We start from the raw sequence: 23,002 nt of genomic DNA on the forward strand, positions 1-23,002 counted from the left end.
CAAGATCAGATGCCTAGAATTGCTTATGTCAACGGCGCCTATGTGCGCCATTCGCAAGCCGCAGTCCATGTGGAGGATCGCGGCTACCAGTTCGCCGATGGGGTCTACGAAGTTTGCGAGGTGCGGCACGGCTTCATCGTCGATCTCCGCCGCCATCTCGATCGTCTCGACCGGTCGCTGGGTGAACTCAAGATGGACTGGCCGATGAGCCGCGCCGCGCTGATCCACGTCATTCGCGAGGTGCTGCGGCGGAACCGCGTCCGCAACGGGCTTTTCTATCTTCAGGTGACGCGCGGTGTCGCGCGACGCGACCACGTTTTTCCGGCGAAGAACACGCCGCCCTCTGTCGTCGTAACAGCCAAGCGCACCGATGCCGCCGCAATCGCCCGCAAGAATGCCGAAGGCATCTCGGCGATAACGGTGCTGGAGAACCGCTGGGAGCGGGTCGATATCAAAACCGTCGGTCTTTTGCCGAACGTTCTCGCCCGCCAGCAGGCGAAAGAACTCGGCGCTCAAGAGGCAATCTTCGTCGATGCCGATGGCCTGGTCAAAGAGGGGGCGGCGACGAATGTCTGGATCGTCGATGCTGAGGGAACGCTGCGCACCCGTCCGGCCGAGCACGGCATCCTGCGCGGTATCACGCGCACGACACTGATGGAGGTAGCGAAGCCACTACGCTTGAAGGTCGAGGAAAAGGCCTTTTCTGTAGAGGAAATGCTTGCCGCACGGGAAGTGTTCGTCACCGCTGCAACGAGCATCTGCTTTCCGGTGGTTTCCATCGATGGAAAGACGATCGGCAACGGTCATCCCGGAAGCATAGCACAGAATATTCGTGAAGCCTTTTTCGACGTTGCGGAAAAGACGGCGATTTGATACCAAACCTGAAGAGGTGTCGGGGGAAGGCTTCTGTGATACCTCGGATCGCAATATGACAAAATGCACCGGCGCCAAAGCCGGCAAATAAGAAAGAAGCGGCGCGATGGCGGAACGTTCTCAAAACTTGCAGGATCTTTTTCTTAATACGGTTCGCAAGCAAAAAATATCATTGACCATTTTCCTTATCAATGGCGTGAAACTGACGGGTGTTGTGACATCGTTTGACAATTTCTGTGTCCTGTTGCGCCGTGACGGCCATTCTCAGCTCGTCTATAAGCATGCCATCTCGACCATCATGCCGGGCCAGCCTCTGCAGATGTTCGAGAACGAGGAAGCGGCATCCTGACGGGACCTGAGGACCATCACCAAACGTAATTCGAAATCGCCGTCATCGATCATTCCGGAGCTTGAGAAGCGCCGCGACGACATGCGCGCGGTCGTTGTCGTGCCGGTCTTGAAGAAGACGGGCAAGCCAGCGGCGGAGGTGGCGACGGCCACCACCCGTTCCGATGAAAGCCGGCTTGAAGAGGCAACCGGGCTTGCGCTTGCCATCGATCTCGACGTCGTGCACGGCACGGTCGTTGCCGTCGCGCAGCCGAAACCAGGCACGCTGCTCGGCAGCGGAAAGATCGAGGAGATCGGCCATATCCTGAACGAGAAGGATGCGGGCCTGGTCATCGTCGATCATCCGCTGACGCCGGTGCAGCAGCGCAATCTCGAGAAGGAATGGAACGCCAAGGTCATCGACCGGACGGGTCTTATTCTCGAGATTTTCGGCCGACGCGCCTCCACCAAGGAGGGCACGCTTCAGGTCGATCTCGCCCACCTGAACTATCAGAAGGGCCGCCTGGTACGAAGCTGGACCCACCTGGAGCGCCAGCGCGGCGGCGCCGGCTTCATGGGCGGCCCGGGCGAAACGCAGATCGAAGCCGACCGCCGCCTTCTGCAGGAGAGGATCGTTCGGCTGGAGCGCGAACTGGAGCAGGTGCGGCGTACGCGCCAGCTGCATCGCTCGAAGCGCAAGAAGGTGCCGCATCCTATCGTCGCGCTGGTCGGCTACACCAACGCCGGCAAATCGACGCTCTTCAACCGGATGACCGGCGCTGGCGTTTTGGCCGAGGACATGCTCTTCGCGACGCTCGATCCGACGCTCCGGCGGCTGAAGCTGCCGCATGGCCGAATGGTCATTCTGTCGGACACGGTCGGTTTCATCTCCGATTTGCCGACGCACCTCGTCGCGGCCTTCCGGGCGACGCTGGAGGAGGTGCTCGAAGCCGATCTGGTTCTGCATGTGCGCGATCTCTCTGATCCGGACAATCAGGCACAGGCGAGCGATGTGCTGCGTATCCTTGCCGATCTCGGCATCGACGAGAAGGAAGGCGCCGAACGCATCGTCGAGGTCTGGAACAAAATCGACAGGCTCGAGCCGGAGGTGCGCGAGGCTCTGGTGAAGAAGGCCGCGAGCGCCGACAACACCGTCGCCGTTTCCGCGATCACAGGCGAAGGCGTTGACGATCTGCTTGCCGAGATTGGTCAGCGGCTTTCGGGCGTGATGACCGAGTGCACCGTCGTGTTGGCCGTGGACCAGCTGCAATTCCTGCCCTGGATCTATGAGCACGCGATCGTCGACGGCCGCGATGATCTTGACGACGGAAGGATCAGCCTCGACCTGCGCTTGACCGAGGCCGAGGCGGCCGAGCTCGAAAGACGGTTGGGCAATGGGGCCAAACCCGCGGCAGAGGATTGGTAGGCGCCTTGCGTAACGGCATGCCGCTACGTCAATTGCCTTTCGATCGCCTTTGCCGCCTGCCAAAGCTCTTCCATGCGCTCCAGCGATGCGGCATCCAACGTCTCGCCGCCCGCATGGAGTTCCTGTTCGATATGGCTGAACCGGCGCCGGAATTTCGTATTGGTGCCGCGCAACGCCATTTCGGGGTCGGTGCCGATATGGCGTCCGATATTGACGAGCGCGAAGATCAGGTCGCCGAGCTCGTCGGCGACCTTCCGCCGGTCTCCATCTCTCAGCGCCTGCCGCAATTCGCCGATTTCCTCCTCGACCTTGTCGAGGATCGGTTCGGGTTCCGACCAGTCGAAGCCCACCTTGGCGGCGCGCTCCTGAAGCTTCAGCGCTTCGACCAGCGCCGGAAAACTACGCTGCACTGAACCGAGATGGCCGGAATGCTCCTCCTGCGGCAGGCCGCGTCGCATGCGGCGGGCTCGCCAGTCGGCCTTCTCGGCCTGCTTGATCTCGTCCCATTGCAGTTTGACCGCCTCGGGCGTGTCGGCATTGGAGCGGGCAAAGACATGCGGGTGGCGGCGGATCATCTTGCGGGTGACGGCTTCGACGACGTCGCCGAAGGAGAATTCGTCCGCTTCCTCCGCCATTTGCGCGTGATAGACGACCTGAAGCAGCAGGTCGCCGAGCTCGTCGCAGAGATCGTCCATGTCATGGCGCTCGATGGCGTCGGCGACCTCGTAGGCTTCCTCGATCGTGTAGGGCTTGATCGTCTCGAAGGTCTGGACGATGTCCCAGGGACAGCCGGTCTTCGGGTCGCGAAGGGCTGCCATGATATCGATGAGGCGTTGAATATCGCGAGAAGGTTCCATCGGTTCAATTCAGCGGTATGGCGTTGTTGTTCTTGCCCGCCTGATAGGCTTCCGACAGGCGTTCGTAGCGCTTACGGATACGGGCATCCTGTGCCGCAAGCCGCTTCGCCGTCTCCGGATCGGCATCCTGTACTAGCGCAGCAATCGAGGTCGACTTCCAGAACGCATTTTCCGGGGCATAGCCGCCGGGTTCAAGCCGGAAGACTTCCTTGAGGATCCTCAGGTCGTGCGGGATCGAGAAGCTGTCGCGCGAATCCGCGTGGCTGAAGAGGAAGTAGAAATTGTCGAAACCGGCCCAGGTGATCGCGGAGAGACACATGGAGCAGGGCTCGTGCGTCGACAGGAAGATCAAGTCGCGCGTGTCGGGCTTCTCGGCCATCTCGTAGAAGCACTTGAGCGTGTGCACCTCACCGTGCCACAGCGGGTTTTCGGTCTCGTTGTTGGTCTCGGCCAGCACGAGAGAGAGATCGGTCTTGCGCAGGATCGCCGCACCGAACACCTTGTTTCCTGCCGCAACGCCCTTCTCGGTCAAGGGAAGTATGTCGTTTTCGATGACCGCCAGCAGACGCTCGGCCAATTCGGATTTCTTCATCCTGCAGTCTCCCGCACATGCCTGCCGGCATTTAACGGAGCTTCGGCGGTTGGCGCAATGGCGGTGCCGATGCGATTCAGGATCATCTTCCGGAGATATTTGCTCAAAAAGATTGGCTGTCGAGCAAAACAATACGTGGCCGGAAAGCCATAGAAATTTCTGTTTCTTCAATTGTCAGCGGCTATGAGGGATATTCGCCGCAGCCTGTAGAAGGAGCCGTCCCCTCGATATGTCGCAGCAACTGTCCGTTTTTCCGGCATTCTTTCGCGTCGCGCAGAAGAGCGTGGCGGTGTTCGGCAATGGGGACGAAGCCTTCGCCAAGGTACGCCTGCTGCTGAACACCGAGGCGCGCATCCTCGCCTATGCGGATCAGCCGGAACCGGCCTTCGAGGCCTTCCTGAAGGACAAAGGCATCGAGGCGGTGCGTGGGCCCTTTGCCGACCATCAGGTCGAAGGCGCCGTGTTGGTCTTTGCGGCGACCGGCGATGCGGCTGCCGATAGGGTGATCGTGAGCGCGGCGCGCGAGCGCAAGATCCCTGCGAACGCCGTCGACCAGCCGGACTATTGCGATTTTCTGACGCCGGCGCTCGTCAACCGCGCCCCTGTCGCGGTGGCGATCGGCACGGAAGGGGCGGGGCCGGTTCTGGCGCAGATGATCCGCGCGCAGATCGATCAACTTCTGTCCCCCTCGCTCGGCATCGTCGCGACTTTGGCCGCGAGCTACCGCGAGGCGGTCGATCGTCTTATCCCACGCGGCGTTGCGCGCCGCGTCTTCTGGCGGCGCTTTTTCTCGGGGCCCGTAGCGGATCATGTCGCTCTCGGCGATCTTGCTTCCGCCCGCCGCGAAGCCTCCAGGCTGCTGGACGCGGCCGACCGCATTTCCGGGCACGTCTGGCTGGTTGGAGCGGGTCCGGGTGCTGAGGACCTGCTGACGCTCAGGGCGCAGCGGGTGATGATGGAGGCGGATGCGATCGTCTATGACGCGCTGGTGCCACAGGCAATCGTCGACATGGGGCGCCGCGATGCCGAGCGGCTTTCGGTCGGCAAGCGCAAGGGATGCCACACCAAGTCGCAAGCCGAGATCAATCAGCTGCTGGTGAAGCTCGCCAATGAAGGCAAGCGCGTCGTGCGGCTGAAATCCGGTGATCCACTGATCTTCGGCCGTGCCGGCGAAGAGATGGCCGCGATGCGCGAAGCCGGGATCAGCTACGAGATCGTCCCCGGCATCACCTCGGCCTTTGCCGCAGCGGCGGATTTCGAGCTGCCGCTGACGCTTCGCGGTGTCGCGTCGTCGCTGGTCTTCACGACCGGCCACGATCTTGCCGGCGATGTCCTTCCCGATTGGGCGCGGCTTGCCGTCTCCGGCGCGACGATCGCCGTCTATATGGGCCGTACGGTGGCCGCTTCGGTCGCAGGCCGGCTGATGCAGGCGGGGCTGCCGGCGGAGACCACAGTTGCCGTCATCGAGAATGCCAGCCGCGCCGAGCGGCGTCTGCTGCACGGGATCCTTCGTGAACTGCCGGATCTCGAGAACCGGACGGAGCTCGACGGGCCAGTCATGGTGATCATCGGCGATGCGGTCGCCGGCGCGAATTTCGCCCGGTCGGAACCACTCGCTGCCGGCCTGCGTCACAATGCGGACGCGAGCGATGCTTCTGACGCGAAACGCGCAGAACAGATTTTGAATTGAGGACGACGTGATGGTGAGCAAGGTTTTGACGGCAAATCGCTTGGCGGACGGCATTTCCGTCTGGCTCGACGCCTCCGGCAATTGGGTGGAGTCGCTGCAGGACGCTTTCGTTGCCCGCCATGCCGAGGCCGTCGCCGCGCTCGAGGCGACCGGTAAGACCGCCTTCGCCGACAACAAGGTCGTGGATGTCAACGTCGTTGACGTGGAAGAGGTCGACGGCATACTCCGGCCGCTTCGCATGCGTGAGCGGATCCGGGCGGAAGGTCCGTCAATCGCCTATGCCCCCGGTTATCACGGCCTTGCCGGCCCCAAGAATTTTGCTGCCTGAGGACCTGAGCTTCCATGTACCGTTACGACGAATTCGACCACGCCTTCGTTTCCGCACGCGTCGAGCAGTTCCGCGATCAGGTCCAGCGGCGGCTGTCCGGGGAACTGGCCGAGGATGCCTTCAAGCCGCTGCGCCTGATGAACGGCGTCTACCTGCAGCTTCATGCCTACATGCTCCGCGTCGCGATTCCCTATGGCACGCTGTCGAGCCGCCAGATGCGCATGCTCGGTGATATCGCCCGCAAATATGACCGCGGCTACGGCCATTTCACCACGCGTCAGAACATCCAGTACAATTGGCCGCGCCTTTCCGACACGCCGGACATCCTGAAGGATCTGGCGAGCGTCGAGATGCACGCGCTGCAGACCTCCGGCAACTGCATTCGCAACGTCACGGCGGACCATTTCGCCGGCGCGGCGGCCGACGAGGTCGCCGATCCGCGCCCTTATGCCGAGATCCTGAGGCAATGGTCGAGCGTCCATCCGGAATTCTCGTTCCTGCCGCGCAAGTTCAAGATCGCGGTCACCGGCGCCGAGCGCGACCGCGCCGCCATCCAGGTGCACGACATCGGCCTGCATCTGAAAAAGGGCGACAACGGCAAGATTGGTTTTGCTGTTTATGTCGGCGGTGGACAGGGCCGCACGCCGATGATCGCCAAGAAGATCCGCGATTTCCTGCCGGAAGAGGACTTGCTTTCCTATACGACGGCGATCATGCGCGTTTACAATCTCCATGGCCGACGCGACAACAAGTACAAGGCGCGCATCAAGATCCTCGTGCACGAGACCGGTGCGGAGGAACTGGCGCGTCAGGTCGAGGTCGAATTCGCCAGCCTGAAGGATACGGAACTGAAGCTTCCCGACGCCGACATCCAAGCGATCGCGAGTTACTTCGCGCCGCCGGCGCTGCCGAACCGTCCGGAAGGCTGGGGCAACCTTGCCCGCTGGAAGAAGGCCGATGAGGCTTTCGCTCAGTGGGTCCACCAGAACGTCCAGCCGCACAAGCATCCCGACTACGGCATGGTGACGATCTCGCTGAAGCCGATCGGCGGCATTCCGGGCGACGCGAGCGATGCCCAGATGGATGTCGTGGCCGATATTGCCGAGGACTACGCCTTCGACGAGATCCGCGTCAGCCATGAGCAGAATCTGATCCTGCCGCATGTGGCGCTGGCCGACCTGGAGCCGGTCTATCGTGCGTTGCTAGCCGCTGGCCTGGCGACGGCCAATGCGGGGCTGATCACCGACATCATCGCCTGTCCCGGGCTGGACTATTGCGCACTCGCCAATGCGCGCTCCATTCCCGTCGCCCAAGAGCTTTCGAACCGTTTCGGCGCACCTGAGCGCCAAGCCGACATCGGCGAGCTCAAGATCAAGATTTCCGGCTGCATCAACGCCTGCGGTCACCACCATGTCGGCCATATCGGCCTGCTCGGCGTGGAGAAGAAGGGCGCGGAACTCTATCAGATCACCCTCGGCGGCTCCGGTGACGAGAACACCTCGATCGGCGAGATCATCGGCCGCGGCTTCGAGCCGGAGAAGGTGACGGATGCGGTGGAGACGATCGTCGACACCTATCTTGGCCTCCGCCGCGACAAGTCGGAGACCTTTCTCGAGGCCTACCGACGTGTCGGACCGCAGCCGTTCAAGGATGCCCTTTATGGCGGTGGCGCCCAGGAAGCTGCCTGAACGAAGCGCTATAAGGATTTGGAAGATGACGAAAATCTGGAAAGAAGGCGGCTTCGTGAATGATGACCCGTGGGTCGTCGAGACCGAGGAGGTCAAGGCCGGCTCGAACGAGAAGGCAATCCTCGGCCTTGACGCCTTCCTGGAGCAGGCAGCAGGCGGCGCTTCCGGCCTTGGTGTCCTGATCGCCCCTGCGGACGACGTGACGCGCCTGGCGCCGCATCTCGACCGCATTGCTCTGGTAGCCTTGGGCTTCCCGGCCTTCAACGACGGGCGCGCCTTCAGCCATGCTTCGCTGCTGCGCAGCCGCCTCGGCTTCGAAGGCGAGGTACGTGCCGTTGGCGACGTGTTGATCGACCAGATCCCGTTGATGCTGCGTTGTGGGGTCGACAGTTTTGCGGTGACCAATGCCACGGCGATCAAAATGCTCTCGGAAGGGCGCCTGCCGGGCATCGCCAACCACTACCAGCCGACGGCAAAACCGTCGACCGACGCCAAATCCTACAGTTGGCGCCGCGTTTCCTGAAAAAAACGCGGCCCGCGACAGAGTGAAGCAAGCCGAAATGCTCGAAAGCGACTATATTTGGAAGGGAATTCCTTTCAATTTGCCAAGGCTTGGAATATCCGCTTGTACTTGATAAAAAGCCTCACCATTACAGGACTGAAGCAACGATGAATGCGCCGGCAAAAAAGGAAGATTTCGCGGTACAGGCACCGGCGGGTGTCTTCGTCGAAACGGTCACGAGCGTCGAACATTACACGGACCGGCTCTTCCGCTTCCGCATGACGCGCCCGCAGGAGTTTCGCTTCCGCTCCGGCGAGTTCGCGATGATCGGCCTGATGGTCGGCGAAAAGCCCGTCTATCGCGCCTATTCGATCGCAAGCCCCGCCTGGGACGAGGAACTGGAGTTCTTCTCGATCAAGGTACCTGACGGTCCGCTGACCTCGCATCTGCAGGCGATCAGGCCGGGCGATCAGGTGCTGATGCGCAAGAAGCCGACGGGCACGCTGGTGCTTGACGCGCTTGTGCCCGGCCGCAGGCTCTACATGTTCTCGACCGGCACGGGCATCGCGCCCTTTGCGAGCCTGATGCGCGATCCGGAGACTTACGAGAAGTTCGAGGAGGTCATCCTCACGCATACCTGCCGCGACGTGGCCGAGTTGAAATACGGCTTCGATCTCGTCGAGGAAATCCGCAATCACGAGTTCCTCAATGAAATCGTCGGCGACAAGCTGCGCCACTACGCGACCGTGACGCGCGAGGATTATGGGTTCAAGGGCCGGATCACCGACCTGATGACGAACGGCAAGTTCTTCGCCGACCTCGGCCTGCCGTCGCTCGATCCGGCGATCGATCGCGGCATGATCTGCGGCTCCACCGCCATGCTGAAGGACACCAAGGAAATCCTCGAGGCTGCCGGTCTCACCGAAGGCGCCAACAACAAGCCGGCTGAATTCGTCATCGAGCGCGCATTCGTCGGCTGATACGGCAACCGCCAATCTGATCGGAAAAAGAGGTGCATCCCGCGATGCGCCTCTTTTTCGTCTTGCCGTCCGGCAAACGCCGATGCTGTCTAGGCCGTAGTGACGATTTAAGATTTGGGATTCCCATCAGGGTGCAAATCAGATTCAACGCTGGCTTTTGGAGGCCAGCGATGGAAGGCGAAGCTCTTCGTGACGATCAGTGGGAGAAGGTGAAGCCGTTCGTTCCCGGGGGACGGAAGGGAAGGCGCGGCCCGCGCAGCGACGGGCGCCGCTTCTTCGACGCGTTGTTATGGATGGCCCGTTCCGGTGCACGCTGGCGTGATCTTCCAGAGCGATTCGGCCCATATCAGACGGCCAAGCGTCGCTATTACCGCTGGATCGAGATGGGCGTGTTTGACCGCCTGTTCGAAGCGATTGTCCGTGATCCCGATCTCGAATGGCTGGCGATCGACGCCACTGTCATCCGGGCGAATGCACAAGCCGCAGGCGCGCGGCGCAAAAGGGGGGACCTGAAGCCCAGGCTCTCGGGCGCTCGCGCGGCGGCTTCGGCACCAAGCTCCACGCCGTCGTAGTGCACTCGGCCTGCCGATCCGCTTCGCGATCGGACCCGGCCAGCAGAACGACATGGCGCCAGCCTGCGGCCTTGTCGCCGGACTGGCTTCAGGCCAAGTCATCGCCGACCGCGCCTACGATGCCGACAGCCTCCACGACGCCATCCTGGATCAGGGCGGCGAGCCGGTCATTCCGCCTCGCCGTCATCGCAAGCATCAGCACGGCTATGATCGGATCGCCTACCGCCAACGCTGGGGAATTGAGGGCTTCTTCGCCAAACTCAAGCAGTGGCGCCGCATCGCAACACGCTACGATAAGCTCGCAGCAACCTTCCTCGGCCTCGTCAAGCTCGCCAGCATCATGCTCTGGTTCAAATGATTAAATCGTGCCTAGAGCCTTTCCTGATTAAATTGAACCATTCTGCCGGAGCAGGTTTTCGTCAGAGCAGAGGCGATCGCCTCTGATCCTGGCGGAAAGATGCCCGGCCCTTCGGGTTGGCTGAAGCGCGCGGCCTGTTTGCTCGGCTGGCTTCGCCGTAGCGTTGGCTACGCCGCGCGCCAGCCGAGCAAACATTCCGCTCCGCTTGAGCCAACAGAATGGTTCAATTTAACCAGGAAAGGCTCTAGCCGTCAGCGAGGTAATCCATCAGCTGCGACATGGAAGCGGCGGCGCCCACTGAGTCCGCAGCCTCGATCGCGCGCATCACCTTCACGTGACGCTCCACCGATCCTTTCATCTTTTCCGGCGAGGCGGATGCGAACCAGATGCGCCGCGCATGGGTCTGGAGCGGCGCTAGCGCTGCGGTCAAAAAGCGGTTGGGGCAGGCCGCTTCCATCACCTCGTCGAACCTTTTATCCGCAACCAGAAAGCCCTCCAGATCGCCGTGACCGGCGCAGTCCGCCATCTGTTGCCGGCAGTCGCTAATCTCGTGGCGGGCCCCGGCGCTTGCATGCTCCGCCACAAGGGCTGCCGCCAACGGTTCGAGCCGTTGACGCGTCTGCATCAGATGCATTCGATCGTCCGGCCGGATGGTGCTGATTTGCAAGCCGACTCGCGGGCGAACCTCGATCAGTCCTTGCCAGGCGAGCTTCTGGATCGCCTCGCGGACCGGCGTGCGGCCGTGGTTGGCGAGCTCCAGCAGCTGCCGCTCGGTGACGAGCGTTCCCGGCTTCAGCTTCAAGGTGACGATGAGGCGTTCGAGGGCCAGATAGGCGAGGTGCGATTGGGACGACATGAATGTCCTTGGGCGTGTGATATATCAGAGGTTGACACAGTTCCGAAATCATGGCAAGTGAGCTGATATATCAGAACCAAGGAGGCTTCCCATGTGGCGCGGCGTATTTCCGGCAGTAACGACGAAATTCACCACTGAAGGCGATCTCGACAAGGCCGAGATGGAGCGCTGCTTCGCGCTGCAGTTCGAGGCGGGCGTCGACGGCATGATCGTCTGTGGTTCGCTCGGCGAGAACATGACGCTGGAGGCGGACGAAAAGATCGAGATCCTCAAGATCGCCAAGTCGGTCGCCGGCGGCAAGCCGGTGCTGATGACCATATGCGAAAGCGCAACGCGCCGCGGCGAAGCGGCGGCCAGCGCCGCCGCCAAGGCCGGCGCCGACGGTTTTATGGTTCTGCCGGGCGTCCCTTACAAATCGGCGCCTACCGAGACGCTCAGCCACATTCAGGCGATCGCTGTCGCCGGCGGGCTGCCGATCATGGTCTACAACAACCCGGTCGCCTACGGCGTCGACGTGACGCTTTCGATGTTCGACGAACTGGCCAAGAACGAGTTGGTCGTTGCGATGAAGGAATCGACCGACGACATCCGCCGCATCACCGAGGTGCTGACCCGTTTCGGCGAGCGTTTCGACTGCTTCACCGGCGTCGATAATCTGGCACTCGAAAGCCTGCTGATGGGCGCCCATGGTTGGGTTGCTGGTCTTGTCGTCGCCTTTCCGAAGGAGACAGTTGCGATCTGGAAGCTCGTCCAGGTCGATCGCCTGGAGGAGGCGAGGGCGATCTACCGCTGGTTCCGTCCGCTGCTCGATCTCGACGTCTCCACCAATCTCGTCCAGAACATCAAGCTCGCCGAAGTCTTCGCGATCGATTCCAACGATCGCGTCCGTGCGCCGCGGCTGCCGCTTGCCGGCGCCGAGCGTCAGCGGGTCCAGGGCATCATCGAAGCAGCGCTTGCGAAGCGGCCGGCACTCCCGGTTTAGTGGAGCATGCGCCGGGCGTCGCCCGGTGGCTTTTTTTCTCCTTGGAGACAATGAAAACGGCCCGCCTGATGGCGGGCCGTTTTCGTCTGAGGTCGTTTCGAGACTTCAGTGCAGGATCTGGCTCAGGAACAACTTGGTGCGCTCGTGCTGCGGATTGTCGAAGAACTCGGCCGGCGAATTCTGTTCGACGATCTGGCCCTGGTCCATGAAGATGACCCGGTTGGCGACCTGGCGGGCGAAGCCCATTTCGTGAGTGACGCACAGCATCGTCATGCCTTCTTCTGCAAGGCCCACCATCGTATCGAGCACTTCCTTGATCATTTCCGGATCGAGCGCCGAGGTCGGCTCGTCGAAAAGCATGATCTTCGGGTTCATGCAAAGCGAGCGGGCAATCGCGACGCGCTGCTGCTGACCGCCCGAGAGCTGGCCCGGATATTTGAGTGCCTGCTCGGGGATCTTGACGCGCTTGAGGAAATGCATGGCGATTTCCTCGGCCTGTTTCTTCGGCATCTTGCGCACCCAGATTGGCGCCAGCGTGCAGTTTTCCAGGATGGTCAGGTGCGGAAAGAGGTTGAAGTGCTGGAACACCATGCCGACTTCGCGGCGCACTTCATCGATCTTCTTCAAGTCGTTGGTGAGTTCGATGCCATCGACGACGATCTTGCCCTTCTGGTGCTCCTCGAGACGGTTGATGCAGCGGATCATCGTCGATTTGCCAGAGCCCGACGGGCCGGCGATGACGATGCGCTCGCCGCGCATCACTTTAAGATTGATGTCGCGCAGTACGTGGAAGTCACCATACCACTTGTTCATGTTGGTGATTTCGATTGCGACATCCGTCTTCGAGACGGTCATCTTTGACGCGGTGGCCGTGTTTGCCATTTATGTTTCCCCTTTTATCGGTGGCTCTTGTCGAGCAGGCGTTCCATGAAGCCTGAATAGCGCGACATGCCGAAGCAGAAAAGCCAGAATACAAAGCCCGCGAAGATCAGGCCCGTCAGCGGCGTTACCGCGGACGCCCAGTTCGCGTCGCTAAAGTTCAGGCGGACAATGCCGAGCAGGTCGAACATGCCGATGATCGAAACGAGCGAGGTGTCCTTGAACAGGCCGATGAAGGTGTTGACGATACCGGGAATCACCAGCTTCAGCGCCTGCGGCAGGATGATGAGGTTCATCTTCTGCCAGTAGCTGAGACCGAGCGAATCGGCGCCTTCATATTGGCCCTTCGGAATGGCCTGCAGCCCGCCGCGGACGACCTCGGCCATGTAGGCGGACGCAAAGAACGACACACCGATCAGCGCCCGCAGGAACTTGTCGAAGGTGACGCCCTGCGGCAGGAACAGCGGCAGCATCACGCTAGCCATGAACAGAACCGTGATCAGCGGGACGCCGCGCACCATCTCGATGAAGACGGTGCAGAGCATCTTGATTACCGGCATGTTCGATCGCCGTCCGAGTGCCAGTAGAATGCCGAGCGGCAGCGAAACCGCGATGCCGACGAACGAGAGGACCAGGGTGACCATCAGGCCGCCCCACAGTGCCGTCTCGACATAGGTGAGGCCGAGCCAGCCGCCGGGAAGCAGGATCGTGGCGAGGATCGGCAGGACCGCCAGCAGCAGAACCGCGTTCAACCCCTTGTAAGGAATCTTTGGGATCAACATCGGAACGAGGAGCAGCACGAAAAGGATGCCGACGAGGGCGGGACGCCACTGCTCCTCGAGCGGATAACGGCCGAAGACGAACTGCCCGAGCTTTGCATTGACGAAGGCCCAGCAGGCGCCGCTCCAGCCTTCCGGTTGCGAGCCGCCTTGGGCGACCGTGGCGCAGACGCCGCGACCGCCGCCTGTCCATGCGGCGTCGACGAAAAGCCACTGGATCGCAGGCGGCACCAGCCATGCCAGGATGAGTAGGCTGATGATCGTCAGGACGCTGTCCTTCGGCGTGGCGAAGAGATTCTTGCGCAGCCATCGGACGATGCCAGCTTCCAACGCGGGGGCGGGTGAGGCTTCGATCATCGAAGCACGAACAAAACTTGCCTGATGCGTGCTCATGTTCTCACCTCTCCACCAGCGCCATGCGGGCGTTGTACCAGTTCATGAACAGCGAGGTTGCAAGGCTCAGGCTGAGATAGACGATGAGCCAGATGCTGACCACTTCGATCGCCTGTCCGGTCTGGTTGAGGATCGTGCCGCCGACGGCGACGAGATCCGCATAGCCGACGGCGACCGCGAGCGATGAGTTTTTGGTGAGGTTGAGATATTGGCTGGTCAATGGCGGAATGATGATGCGCATTGCCTGCGGAACGACGACCAGACGAGTCGTCAGCCTTGGGCGTATGCCAAGTGCGTGAGCGGCTTCCGTCTGCCCCTTCGAGACTCCCCGGATGCCGGCCCGGACGATTTCCGCGATGAAGGCCGCAGTGTAGAAGGAAAGCGCGAGGAAGAGCGACATGAATTCCGGTCCGACGACCGAACCGCCCGTAAGATTGAACTTGCCGGCGATCGGAATGTCGAAAGTCAGCGGAGCGCCGGTCGCCAGGAACGTTATCAGCGGCAGACCGATGAGCAAGCCGAGCACGATCGACAAAACGGGCAATCGCTGACCGGTTGCCTCCTGCCGTTGCCGGGCATAGCGGGCGAAAACGAAGCTCGCGACGACGGCGATGATCAACGCGAACAGCGTATATTGCGAACCCTCTCCGAAGATGGCCCTCGGAAACGCAACGCCGCGGTTGCTCACGTAGATATCGAGGGGGAGGGCGAGCGCATCTCGCGCCTGGGGTAAGATCGCCAGAACGCCGCTATACCAGAAGAAGATGACCAGCAGCGGTGGAATGTTGCGGAACACCTCGACATAGGCGAGCGAGAGCTTGGCGATGATCCAGTTGTGCGACAGACGTCCAACGCCGACGATGAAGCCGATGATCGTTGCCGTGATGATACCGGTGATCGCCACCAGCAGTGTGTTGACGAAACCGACGACGAGAGCGCGGCCGTAGGTGGAATCGCTCGTGAAGGCGATCAGTGATTGTCCGAGATCGAACCCCGCCCGGCCGTTCAAAAAGCCATAGCCGGATGCGATGTTCGCGCGCTGCAAGTTCTCGACCGTGTTTTGGATGGTCCAGTAGATGAGAACCGCGAGGATGATGATGGTGATTGCCTGGTAGAATATACCGCGTACCTGAGGATCGTTGATGATAGATCCGGAGGATTTGCTCTTCTCAGGCGCGTTTGTAACGCCAATGGCCATACAATGCCTCTTTCCCCGATCCGCCCTGTTCTCGGGCGTTCTTATTGTAGAACGGAGGAGCGGCGTGCCGCTCCTCCGAGACTCTCAAGCCGACCAGCTTTTAGCGGACCGGCGGTGCGTACTGGATGCCGCCCTTGTTCCAAAGCGCGTTCAGGCCGCGCTCGATCTTCAGCGGGCTGCCAGCTCCGATGTTGCGGTCGAAGACCTCGCCGTAGTTGCCGACGGCCTTGATGATGTTGACGGCCCATTCATTGGTGAGGCCCAGGTCCGTACCGATCTTGCTGTCGGCTTCGACACCAAGGAAGCGCTGGACGTCAGGGTTGGCCGACTTCTTCATCTCTTCGACATTCCCCTGGGTGACGCCGAATTCCTCGGCCTGGACCAAGGCGAAGTGAACCCAGCTGACGATGTCGTACCACTGGTCGTCACCTTGGCGGACGGCCGGGCCGAGCGGCTCCTTCGAGATGATCTCCGGCAGGATCATGTGGTCATCCGGCTTCGAGAGGGTGAGGCGCAGGGAGTACAGGCCGGACTGGTCGGTGGTGTAGACGTCGCAACGGCCTGCGTCATAAGCCGCGTTCACTTCCTCGAGCTTCTCGAAGACGACCGGGTTGTACTGCAGGTTGTTGGTCTTGAAGTAGTCGGCGAGGTTCAACTCGGTCGTGGTGCCGGTCTGGACGCAGACAGCAGCGCCGGAGAGTTCGAGCGCGGACTTCACGTTGAGGCCTTTGCGGACCATGAAGCCTTGGCCGTCATAATAGTTGACCGGGCGGAAGTTGAAGCCGAGCGCCGTATCGCGGTTGATGGTCCAGGTCGTGTTCCGGGCCAGAACGTCGACCTCGCCGGACTGCAGCGCCGGGAAACGCTCCTTTGCGGAGGTCGGCGTATACTTCACCTTCGTGGCATCGCCGAAAACGGCTGCAGCGATCGCCTTGCAATAGTCGACGTCGAAACCGCTCCAGTTGCCGGAAGCGTCAGGGGCTGCGAACCCGGCGAGACCGGTGTTCACGCCGCACTGGACAAAGCCCTTGGCCTTCACGTCGTCAAGGGTCGCGGCCGATGCCGCATGTGCGCCAATCCCCATGACAGCAGCGCCAAAAAGAGCTGTCAGAATTCTTCTTGCCATTTTTTTGAACCTTTTCGGTTGTTCGTAAGTTCCCGTCTGCACCGTGCGTTCTGTCGGCGCGTGCAGCCTCAGCCACCCTCCTGGCATGAGTGCAATCTATCTCATGCTCAAAATCCATGAGGGTCAAGAGATGTTGCCGATTTTCTCATTTTCGATGTGAAAAACTGAAATTTCGCCAGAAGTTTAAGCAGATTTCGCTGGAAAAGCTCCGATCCTGAATAAAAACCACCAATTGTGCCCTTGTCGCGGATGCACATCTCGGCATTGATTTTTCCCTTGACCCCACCCGTGCAGCGTTCGATGAGTTTCCATCGAGTTTTCAACGGCGGAATCGTTCAATGGCAGACAAAATGAGCGCGCGCGGAGAGATCGGCATCAACACCCGCCTCGCGCACACCGGCAACAATCCTTTGGACTACCATGGATTCGTCAATCCGCCGGTGGTCCACGCGTCCACCGTGCTTTTCCCGAACGCGAAAACCATGGAAACGCGGGCGCAGAAATACACCTACGGCACGCGCGGCACGCCGACGACCGATGCGCTCTGCGACGCAATCAACGAACTCGAGCGAGCGGCCGGAACGATTCTCGTCCCCTCGGGCCTGGCCGCGGTCACGGTGCCCTTCTTCGCCTATCTCTCCTCGGGCGATCACGCCCTGATCGTCGATTCGGTCTATTTCCCGACCCGGCACTTCTGCGACACGATGCTGACCCGGCTTGGCGTCACAGTCGAATATTACGATCCAATGATCGGTGCTGCTATTGAAAACCTGATCAGGCCGAACACGCGGCTGGTGCACACGGAGGCACCGGGCTCGAACACCTTCGAGATGCAGGATATCCGGGCGATCGCCGATGCCGCCCACCGCCACGGTTGTGTCGTCACTATGGACAACACCTGGGCAACGCCGCTCTACTTCCGCCCCCTCGACCACGGCGTCGACGTTTCCATCCACGCGGCGACGAAATACCCGTCTGGGCACTCGGACGTGCTGCTCGGAACCGTTTCGGCCAACGCGGTACATTGGCCGGCCTTGACGGAGGCGATGGTGACGCTTGGTGTCTGCGTCTCGCCGGACGACAGCTATCAGATCCTGCGCGGCCTGCGGACCATGGGCATACGCCTCGAGCGCCACCAGGAAAGCGCGCTGGCGCTCGCCCGTTGGCTCGAAAGCCGCGAAGAGGTGGCGCGCGTGCTGCATCCGGCGCTCCCAAGCTTTCCCGGGCACGAGCTCTGGAAGCGCGACTTTGGCGGGGCGAGCGGCATTTTCTCATTTGTGCTGAAGGCCGAACCCGAAACAAGCAAGGCGAAGGCGCATGCCTTCCTCGATGCGCTCTCGTTCTTCGGCCTCGGTTATTCCTGGGGCGGATTCGAAAGCCTCGCGCTGCATGCGAACCTTTCCGATCGCAAGGTCGCCAAGGCCCCGGACGGAGGTCCGGTCATTCGACTGCAGATCGGCCTCGAAGATGTTGCCGACCTGCGCCGCGACATCGAGGCAGGTCTCGCGGCGGCCAATGCGGTCTGAGTAATGAACAGGGCCGGGGCAGGCGGGACGAATTTCTGTCTGTCGCTTAGCGCTTTTTGCGTTCCGAGGCGTCGTAGCCATAGAGCCAATCGAGATCGGCGGCGAGCGCTTCCGCGCCCTTCAGCGCGAGGACCAGGTTTCGTGCGACCCGGACCGGTCCCCGGGCGTGGTAGGCGAAGCGGTTGAAGGCGGCACGTTTGCGCACCCGGGCGATCCGTGCCCGACGCGCGTGCTCGTAGCGCGCGAACGCGGCCGGAGCCTCGGCGCACGCCGCAAGGCAATGCGCGAGTTCGCGGGCATCCTCGATCGCCATCGCCGCGCCTTGGGCAGCAAAGGGCGACATCGCATGGGCGGCATCGCCAATGAGGATGATGTCTCGCCCATTGTGCCAGGCCCCCTCGTCGACGGTGCACAAGGGCCAATAGGTGGCTGAGACGGCATTTTCGATCATCGAACGCAAGTCGGGGTGCCAGGCTTCGAAAGCGGCCGCAAATTCCCGCCGTCGCTCCTCTGATTCCTTGCCGACCCATTCAGTGTCGCTCGACTTGCCTTCGACGATCGCGACGAGATTGAAGCCGTCGATTTCGCGCAGCGGGTAGGCAACCAGGTGCGCTCTAGGTCCGAGGAAGGCGGTGATGCGATTTGACGACAGGCAGGCGGACGCTCCGGCGCGCGGTAGCAACAGTCGCCAGGCGATACTGCCGGAAAACCGGACGGCGCCCGCGCCGGGGATGGCGGCTCTTGCCTGCGACCAGATGCCGTCGGCGCCGATGACCACCGTCGGGCGGCGTCCCGTTGCCGCGGCAATGGCCGCCACCGGATCACCTTCAATGCGGCTTCCCAAATGAAGGCGGCAGCGTGGCTCCGACCGTGCGGCGTTCAGAAGGATTTTCTGCAGACTGGCGCGGTGCAGCACCCCGTAGGGGGCGGCCCAGCGGCTGCGCGCATTCGCACCGGTTGGCACTTCCGCGAGCGATCGCAGAGAGCGTCCGTCGACAAGCGTGATCGACTCCGGTTCGCTCCACACGTCCTCAAGGGCAGGGAACAGGCCGAGTTCCATCAGGACGCGCGAGGCGTTCGGCGACAATTGCAGGCCGGCGCCCACATCGTCCAAGGTGGCGGCCTGCTCGAAAATATCCACGGCAATCCCGTGCCGTGCGAGGCACAGCGCCATTGTCAGTCCGGCGATGCCGGCGCCGACGATCGCGACCGGAGCAGAGTCTTGCATCGACGTCGCGCCAGCGGAGGCAGGGAGGTCAGGCAGCCTTGGTCTCGAAGAGACAGCCCGGCGGGATTGTTTCGGTCGCCTTCAGGCTCGAATTGTAGCGATAGAGCGTCGAACAATAGGAGCAGACCTTCTCATTATCGTCGCCCATGTCGATAAAGATATGCGGGTGGTCGAAGGGAACGGATGCGCCGGTGCACATGAATTCCTTGACGCCGATCTCGATGACCCGGTGCCCGCCGTCATTCTGGAAATGGGGGATGCTGTGGCCGGCCATGTCGTACTCCGATGAATGCAAGTCTGGTGTCGATTTTGCCGGCACCATAGTGAGCTTTGGCACAAATGTGTAGCAGCAATCATGACGCGATTGTGGTTTTTGAGCCGGCGGGGGTTTTCGACAAATCCGTTACCACCTAGTTTGCCGGAAACGGATTGATGTCTGGGAAAACCATGGATTTGAACCCTCCGCCATATTCGCGCTTCACGCATGACGGCCTGGAAATCGCCTACTTCGACGCGGGCGATCCGTCGGGAGATCCAGTCCTGCTCATTCACGGATTCGCTTCGAGCGCCAATGTCAACTGGGTCTACCCCGGCTGGCTGAAGACCCTCGGCGACGCCGGCTATCGGGTCGTCGCACTCGACAACCGCGGCCATGGCGCGAGCAGCAAGCCCTATGACGCTTCGGTTTACCATCCGCACCAGATGGCCGGCGACGCGGCCGCCCTCCTCGTCCATCTTGGTATCGCCGAGGCGCATGTCATGGGTTACTCAATGGGCGCGCGCGTCTCGGCATTTCTGGCGTTGCATCACCTGCATCGCGTCCGTTCGCTCGTGTTCGGGGGCCTCGGAATAGGCATGGTGACCGGGGTGGGGGACTGGGATCCGATCGCCGAGGCGCTGCTTGCACCGTCGCTCGAAGATGTGACGCATGAGCGTGGCCGCATGTTCCGCGCCTTTGCCGACCAGACGAAAAGCGACCGCCACGCGCTTGCCGCCTGCATATCGACCTCACGAGACCTGCTTTCCGCAGAGGATGTCGGGCGCATCGATGTGCCCGTTCTGATCGGGGTTGGAACGAAGGATGACGTAGCGGGTTCCGCCCAGGACCTTGCCGCTCTGATGCCGCATGCCAGGGCCTTGGATATTCCGGGCCGAGACCATATGCTGGCGGTCGGCGACCGCGTCTTCAAGAAGGCGGTCCTGGAGTTTCTCGGTGAGGTCGGCCGAGCATAGTGGCTCGAAGTGACCGCCGATCGAAACGCTGCGCGCCCATTTATGTCGATCGGGATTTGCCCTATATATGTGGCAGCGCAGGCCAAAGATCGGCCCGGCAGCGTTTGACCAGGCCACGTTTGACTCGGCCACGTCTGACTAGGCCACGTTTGACCAGGAAGGAGCGCGACCATGGTCGCCAAGACCGAACTTCGCCACACGGAACCGCTGAAGGCGATCGATCCCATCTGGGACAGCCTGCGTGAAGAGGCCCGCTTCGCCGCCGAGCGCGATCCGATGCTTGCAGCCTTCCTCTATTCGACTGTAGTCAACCAGCATTCGCTTGAAGAGAGCGTGATCTATCGGATTTGCGAGCGGCTCGACCATCCCGACCTGCAGGCAAATCTGCTCCATCAGACCTTCGTTGAGATGCTCGAAGATTGGCCTGAATGGAGCACGATCCTGCGGGTTGACATCCAGGCCGTCTACGACCGCGACCCCGCTTGCACCCGGTTCCTCGAGCCTGTGCTTTATTTCAAGGGCTTCCACGCGATCCAGACGCACCGGCTTGCCCATTGGCTGTGGAACCGCGGGCGGAAGGATTTCGCGCTTTATCTCCAGAGTCGCTCCTCGAGCGTCTTCCAGACCGATATAAACCCGGCCGCCCGCGTCGGACGCGGCATCTTCCTCGACCACGCGACAGGCCTCGTTGTCGGCGAAACGGCGGTCATCGGCGACAATGTGTCGATCCTGCACGGGGTGACGCTCGGCGGCACCGGCAAGGAGGGCAGCGACCGTCACCCGAAGATCGGCGATGGCGTGCTGATCGGCGCCGGGGCGAAGATCCTCGGCAATATCCATATCGGCCATTGCTCGCGGGTGGCGGCCGGATCGGTCGTGCTGAAGGCGGTTCCCCCGAAGACGACGGTGGCCGGTGTCCCCGCCAAGGTCGTTGGCGAGGCCGGGTGCTCCGAGCCGTCGCGGCAGATGGACCAGATCCTGGCAAGCTTCGATATCTGAGGCGGAGGAGGGGCGCGCTTTTTCGCCTCATTCGCTGCAGATCCGGAAAAATCTGAGCGGTAATACAATGCGTTACGGCTATCCTTGATCATCTTCATGAGTGCTCGGCGTCGTGATGGGTTTACACCTGGCAATGCCGCATGCGAGAAGCGCGGCAAATCAATCGGCTACGGAGAATAGATTTGAAGCCCGAAGAAATCCGCAAGCTTGAGGCCTATTTCAAGCGCACCTTGAATCCGGCGATGGTCGTCAAGGCCCGTCCCAGGAAGGACGAATCCGCCGAGGTCTATCTCGGCGACGAATTCCTCGGCGTCATTTTTCGCGACGATGAAGACGGCGAGCTTTCCTATAATTTCTCGATGGCGATCCTCGACGTAGATCTGTGAACTGCAGCAACGCGCCGGACGTGAGAGCCCCGCGGAACTCACCACCCACCGCTGCCGGCCTGAACTATCGGGCCGGCTTTTCTTATTAAGTCATATTTTTACTGAAATTTCTCGATGACGGCTGAAGCTTCATCAAGTCGTTGCAAGCATTGTGGTTTACTGCATCGCACACTGAACTTGACTTTTTGTGCAGTGCACCTAGACTAACGCCTGCCCACCGCCCACAAGGAGAAGCTTGATGTTTAACCTCGACGACGCAAACAAGAAAAGCAAGGAAGCACTAGATGTGGCTGTGAAGAGCTACTCGGCGCTGACCAAGGGCTATCAGGCCATTGCGACCGAAGCAGCAGACTTTTCGAAGAAGTCCTTCGAAGACGGTATCGCTCATCTCGAAAAGCTGTCCAGCACCAAGAGCCTCGAGGCTGCTTTCGAACTCCAGACGAACTATCTGAAGTCGAGCTACGAAGCTTTCGTCGCCGAAGCATCGAAGATCGGTGAAATGTATGCCGATCTCGCCAAGGACGCCTACAAGCCCTATGAGGCACCGGTCGCCAAGGCAACTGCAGCCGTGAAGTCTGCTGCCGCCGCCTGACGCTAAAGACCATTGCTATCGCAACAAGGCCGGTCGCGGTTGCCGCGGCCGGCCTTGTCGTTCTGAAATGCTCGGCCCCTGGAGACCTTGGGAATAGGCTTAATGCCGAGCGTAGCGCCCGAAGAAATTTGATCAATCTTGTGTTCGGCCGTGCGAATATGATTGCAGTGCGTTGGTTCGGTCTTAAAATCCAAGAACGAACCATTAGATAAAGGCAAGCATGCTGCAGCCACCTTCATGGATTGCGGCTGTCAAGGGAATGAAACAGAATGATCGCCATGCCGGTCCGGATGCAGCAGGGTAGCGATGGAAACGGAGGCGCCCCCAATCGCGGCACGTCCGTTATCACACGCACCAAGCCGAAGACCAAGAAGCCGAGTTTGTACCGCGTTCTGCTTTTGAATGACGATTACACGCCGATGGAGTTCGTCGTCCATATCCTGGAACGTTTTTTTCAAAAGGACCGGGAACAAGCGACGATCATCATGCTTCATGTCCACAACCACGGCGTTGGAGAATGCGGCGTCTTTACCTACGAAGTCGCCGAAACCAAAGTGACGCAGGTAATGGATTTCGCCAGGCAGCATCAGCATCCCTTGCAATGCGTCATGGAAAAGAAATGAGGATCTAAC

Annotated in this window: 24 protein-coding genes and 1 pseudogene; 16 read left to right on the forward strand and 9 right to left on the reverse strand. The window is 61.1% G+C overall.

The genetic code is table 11. The annotated features are described in order from the left end of the window. The first annotated feature begins 9 nt into the window (after positions 1–9). The 3 genes from USDA257_RS17035 to hflX all read left to right on the forward strand — a co-directional run bounded on the left by USDA257_RS17035 (position 10) and on the right by hflX (position 2,626). Positions 10–873 (forward strand): D-amino-acid transaminase, encoded by an 864-nt coding sequence (locus tag USDA257_RS17035; protein ID WP_014764200.1) that lies wholly within the window; start codon positions 10–12, stop codon positions 871–873. Positions 874–979: 106 nt separating this feature from the next. Continuing rightward, on the forward strand, positions 980–1,222 hold the full coding sequence (hfq, locus tag USDA257_RS17040; protein WP_003535434.1) for an RNA chaperone Hfq: 243 nt from the start codon (positions 980–982) through the stop codon (positions 1,220–1,222). Between the two features lie 6 nt (positions 1,223–1,228). Next, a complete protein-coding gene (gene hflX / locus USDA257_RS17045; protein WP_086018009.1) occupies positions 1,229–2,626 on the forward strand; it encodes a GTPase HflX in 1,398 nt (465 codons plus the stop codon). Between the two features lie 23 nt (positions 2,627–2,649). Here the strand turns inward: hflX and mazG are convergent, their stop codons facing one another. After that, on the reverse strand, positions 2,650–3,483 hold the full coding sequence (gene mazG / locus USDA257_RS17050; RefSeq protein ID WP_014764202.1) for a nucleoside triphosphate pyrophosphohydrolase: 834 nt from the start codon (positions 3,481–3,483) through the stop codon (positions 2,650–2,652). A 4-nt stretch (positions 3,484–3,487) separates the two neighbouring features. Beyond that, on the reverse strand, positions 3,488–4,075 hold the full coding sequence (locus USDA257_RS17055) for a deaminase (protein ID WP_014764203.1): 588 nt from the start codon (positions 4,073–4,075) through the stop codon (positions 3,488–3,490). A 229-nt stretch (positions 4,076–4,304) separates the two neighbouring features. Between USDA257_RS17055 and cysG the strand changes: the two genes are divergently transcribed. From cysG to USDA257_RS34205, 6 genes and pseudogenes are all read left to right on the forward strand, one after another. Continuing rightward, positions 4,305–5,765: a siroheme synthase CysG gene (gene cysG, locus USDA257_RS17060; RefSeq protein WP_014764204.1), complete on the forward strand. Its 1,461-nt coding sequence runs from the start codon at positions 4,305–4,307 to the stop codon at positions 5,763–5,765. Positions 5,766–5,775: 10 nt separating this feature from the next. Beyond that, complete coding sequence (locus tag USDA257_RS17065; protein ID WP_014764205.1) at positions 5,776–6,093, forward strand: DUF2849 domain-containing protein; 318 nt, start codon at positions 5,776–5,778, stop codon at positions 6,091–6,093. A 14-nt stretch (positions 6,094–6,107) separates the two neighbouring features. Beyond that, entirely contained in the window at positions 6,108–7,781 is a 1,674-nt protein-coding gene (locus USDA257_RS17070) for a nitrite/sulfite reductase (RefSeq protein ID WP_014764206.1), read from the forward strand. A 25-nt stretch (positions 7,782–7,806) separates the two neighbouring features. Next, entirely contained in the window at positions 7,807–8,304 is a 498-nt protein-coding gene (locus USDA257_RS17075) for a DUF934 domain-containing protein (protein ID WP_014764207.1), read from the forward strand. 146 nt (positions 8,305–8,450) lie between these two features. Continuing rightward, positions 8,451–9,263 (forward strand): ferredoxin--NADP reductase, encoded by an 813-nt coding sequence (locus USDA257_RS17080; RefSeq protein ID WP_014764208.1) that lies wholly within the window; start codon positions 8,451–8,453, stop codon positions 9,261–9,263. 170 nt (positions 9,264–9,433) lie between these two features. Continuing rightward, positions 9,434–10,193, forward strand: a pseudogene (locus USDA257_RS34205) (IS5 family transposase). Positions 10,194–10,437: 244 nt separating this feature from the next. On the opposite strand, the gene USDA257_RS17095 reads toward USDA257_RS34205, so the two are convergent. After that, positions 10,438–11,049 (reverse strand): GntR family transcriptional regulator, encoded by a 612-nt coding sequence (locus USDA257_RS17095; protein WP_014764211.1) that lies wholly within the window; start codon positions 11,047–11,049, stop codon positions 10,438–10,440. A gap of 91 nt (positions 11,050–11,140) precedes the next feature. On the opposite strand from USDA257_RS17095, the gene USDA257_RS17100 reads away from it, so the two are divergent. Continuing rightward, positions 11,141–12,031: a dihydrodipicolinate synthase family protein gene (locus USDA257_RS17100; protein WP_014764212.1), complete on the forward strand. Its 891-nt coding sequence runs from the start codon at positions 11,141–11,143 to the stop codon at positions 12,029–12,031. 105 nt (positions 12,032–12,136) lie between these two features. Here the strand turns inward: USDA257_RS17100 and USDA257_RS17105 are convergent, their stop codons facing one another. From USDA257_RS17105 to USDA257_RS17120, 4 genes are all read right to left on the reverse strand, one after another. Beyond that, positions 12,137–12,913, reverse strand: coding sequence for an amino acid ABC transporter ATP-binding protein (locus tag USDA257_RS17105; protein WP_014764213.1), 777 nt, complete (start codon positions 12,911–12,913; stop codon positions 12,137–12,139). Between the two features lie 14 nt (positions 12,914–12,927). Continuing rightward, complete coding sequence (locus tag USDA257_RS17110; RefSeq protein WP_014764214.1) at positions 12,928–14,082, reverse strand: amino acid ABC transporter permease; 1,155 nt, start codon at positions 14,080–14,082, stop codon at positions 12,928–12,930. Positions 14,083–14,086: 4 nt separating this feature from the next. Further along, positions 14,087–15,280 carry an amino acid ABC transporter permease gene (locus USDA257_RS17115; protein WP_014764215.1) on the reverse strand — a complete coding sequence of 398 codons (1,194 nt, stop codon included), beginning with the start codon at positions 15,278–15,280 and terminating at the stop codon, positions 14,087–14,089. 100 nt (positions 15,281–15,380) lie between these two features. Continuing rightward, entirely contained in the window at positions 15,381–16,406 is a 1,026-nt protein-coding gene (locus tag USDA257_RS17120) for an amino acid ABC transporter substrate-binding protein (protein WP_014764216.1), read from the reverse strand. Between the two features lie 338 nt (positions 16,407–16,744). Between USDA257_RS17120 and USDA257_RS17125 the strand changes: the two genes are divergently transcribed. Next, positions 16,745–17,932 (forward strand): cystathionine beta-lyase, encoded by a 1,188-nt coding sequence (locus USDA257_RS17125; RefSeq protein WP_014764218.1) that lies wholly within the window; start codon positions 16,745–16,747, stop codon positions 17,930–17,932. Between the two features lie 46 nt (positions 17,933–17,978). Here USDA257_RS17125 and USDA257_RS17130 read toward each other — a convergent pair whose 3' ends face one another. Then, positions 17,979–19,160, reverse strand: coding sequence for an FAD-dependent monooxygenase (locus USDA257_RS17130; protein ID WP_014764219.1), 1,182 nt, complete (start codon positions 19,158–19,160; stop codon positions 17,979–17,981). 28 nt (positions 19,161–19,188) lie between these two features. Further along, positions 19,189–19,434, reverse strand: a complete 246-nt coding sequence (locus USDA257_RS17135; RefSeq protein ID WP_014764220.1) for a zinc-finger domain-containing protein — start codon at positions 19,432–19,434, stop codon at positions 19,189–19,191. A 173-nt stretch (positions 19,435–19,607) separates the two neighbouring features. On the opposite strand from USDA257_RS17135, the gene USDA257_RS17140 reads away from it, so the two are divergent. From USDA257_RS17140 to clpS, 5 genes are all read left to right on the forward strand, one after another. Further along, positions 19,608–20,393, forward strand: coding sequence for an alpha/beta fold hydrolase (locus USDA257_RS17140; protein WP_014764221.1), 786 nt, complete (start codon positions 19,608–19,610; stop codon positions 20,391–20,393). Between the two features lie 171 nt (positions 20,394–20,564). Continuing rightward, positions 20,565–21,392: a serine O-acetyltransferase gene (cysE, locus tag USDA257_RS17145; RefSeq protein WP_014764222.1), complete on the forward strand. Its 828-nt coding sequence runs from the start codon at positions 20,565–20,567 to the stop codon at positions 21,390–21,392. Between the two features lie 182 nt (positions 21,393–21,574). Continuing rightward, the gene (locus USDA257_RS17150; RefSeq protein WP_014764223.1) at positions 21,575–21,778 is read left to right on the forward strand and encodes a DUF3126 family protein; all 204 of its coding nucleotides are present in this window, start codon (positions 21,575–21,577) and stop codon (positions 21,776–21,778) included. A gap of 238 nt (positions 21,779–22,016) precedes the next feature. Continuing rightward, a complete protein-coding gene (locus USDA257_RS17155) occupies positions 22,017–22,370 on the forward strand; it encodes a phasin family protein (RefSeq protein WP_014764224.1) in 354 nt (117 codons plus the stop codon). A gap of 269 nt (positions 22,371–22,639) precedes the next feature. Continuing rightward, positions 22,640–22,993, forward strand: coding sequence for an ATP-dependent Clp protease adapter ClpS (clpS, locus tag USDA257_RS17160; protein WP_014764225.1), 354 nt, complete (start codon positions 22,640–22,642; stop codon positions 22,991–22,993). The last annotated feature ends 9 nt before the right edge of the window (positions 22,994–23,002 follow it).

The sequence above is a fragment of the Sinorhizobium fredii USDA 257 genome, assembly GCF_000265205.3.
Taxonomy (GTDB): Bacteria; Pseudomonadota; Alphaproteobacteria; order Rhizobiales; family Rhizobiaceae; genus Sinorhizobium; species Sinorhizobium fredii_B.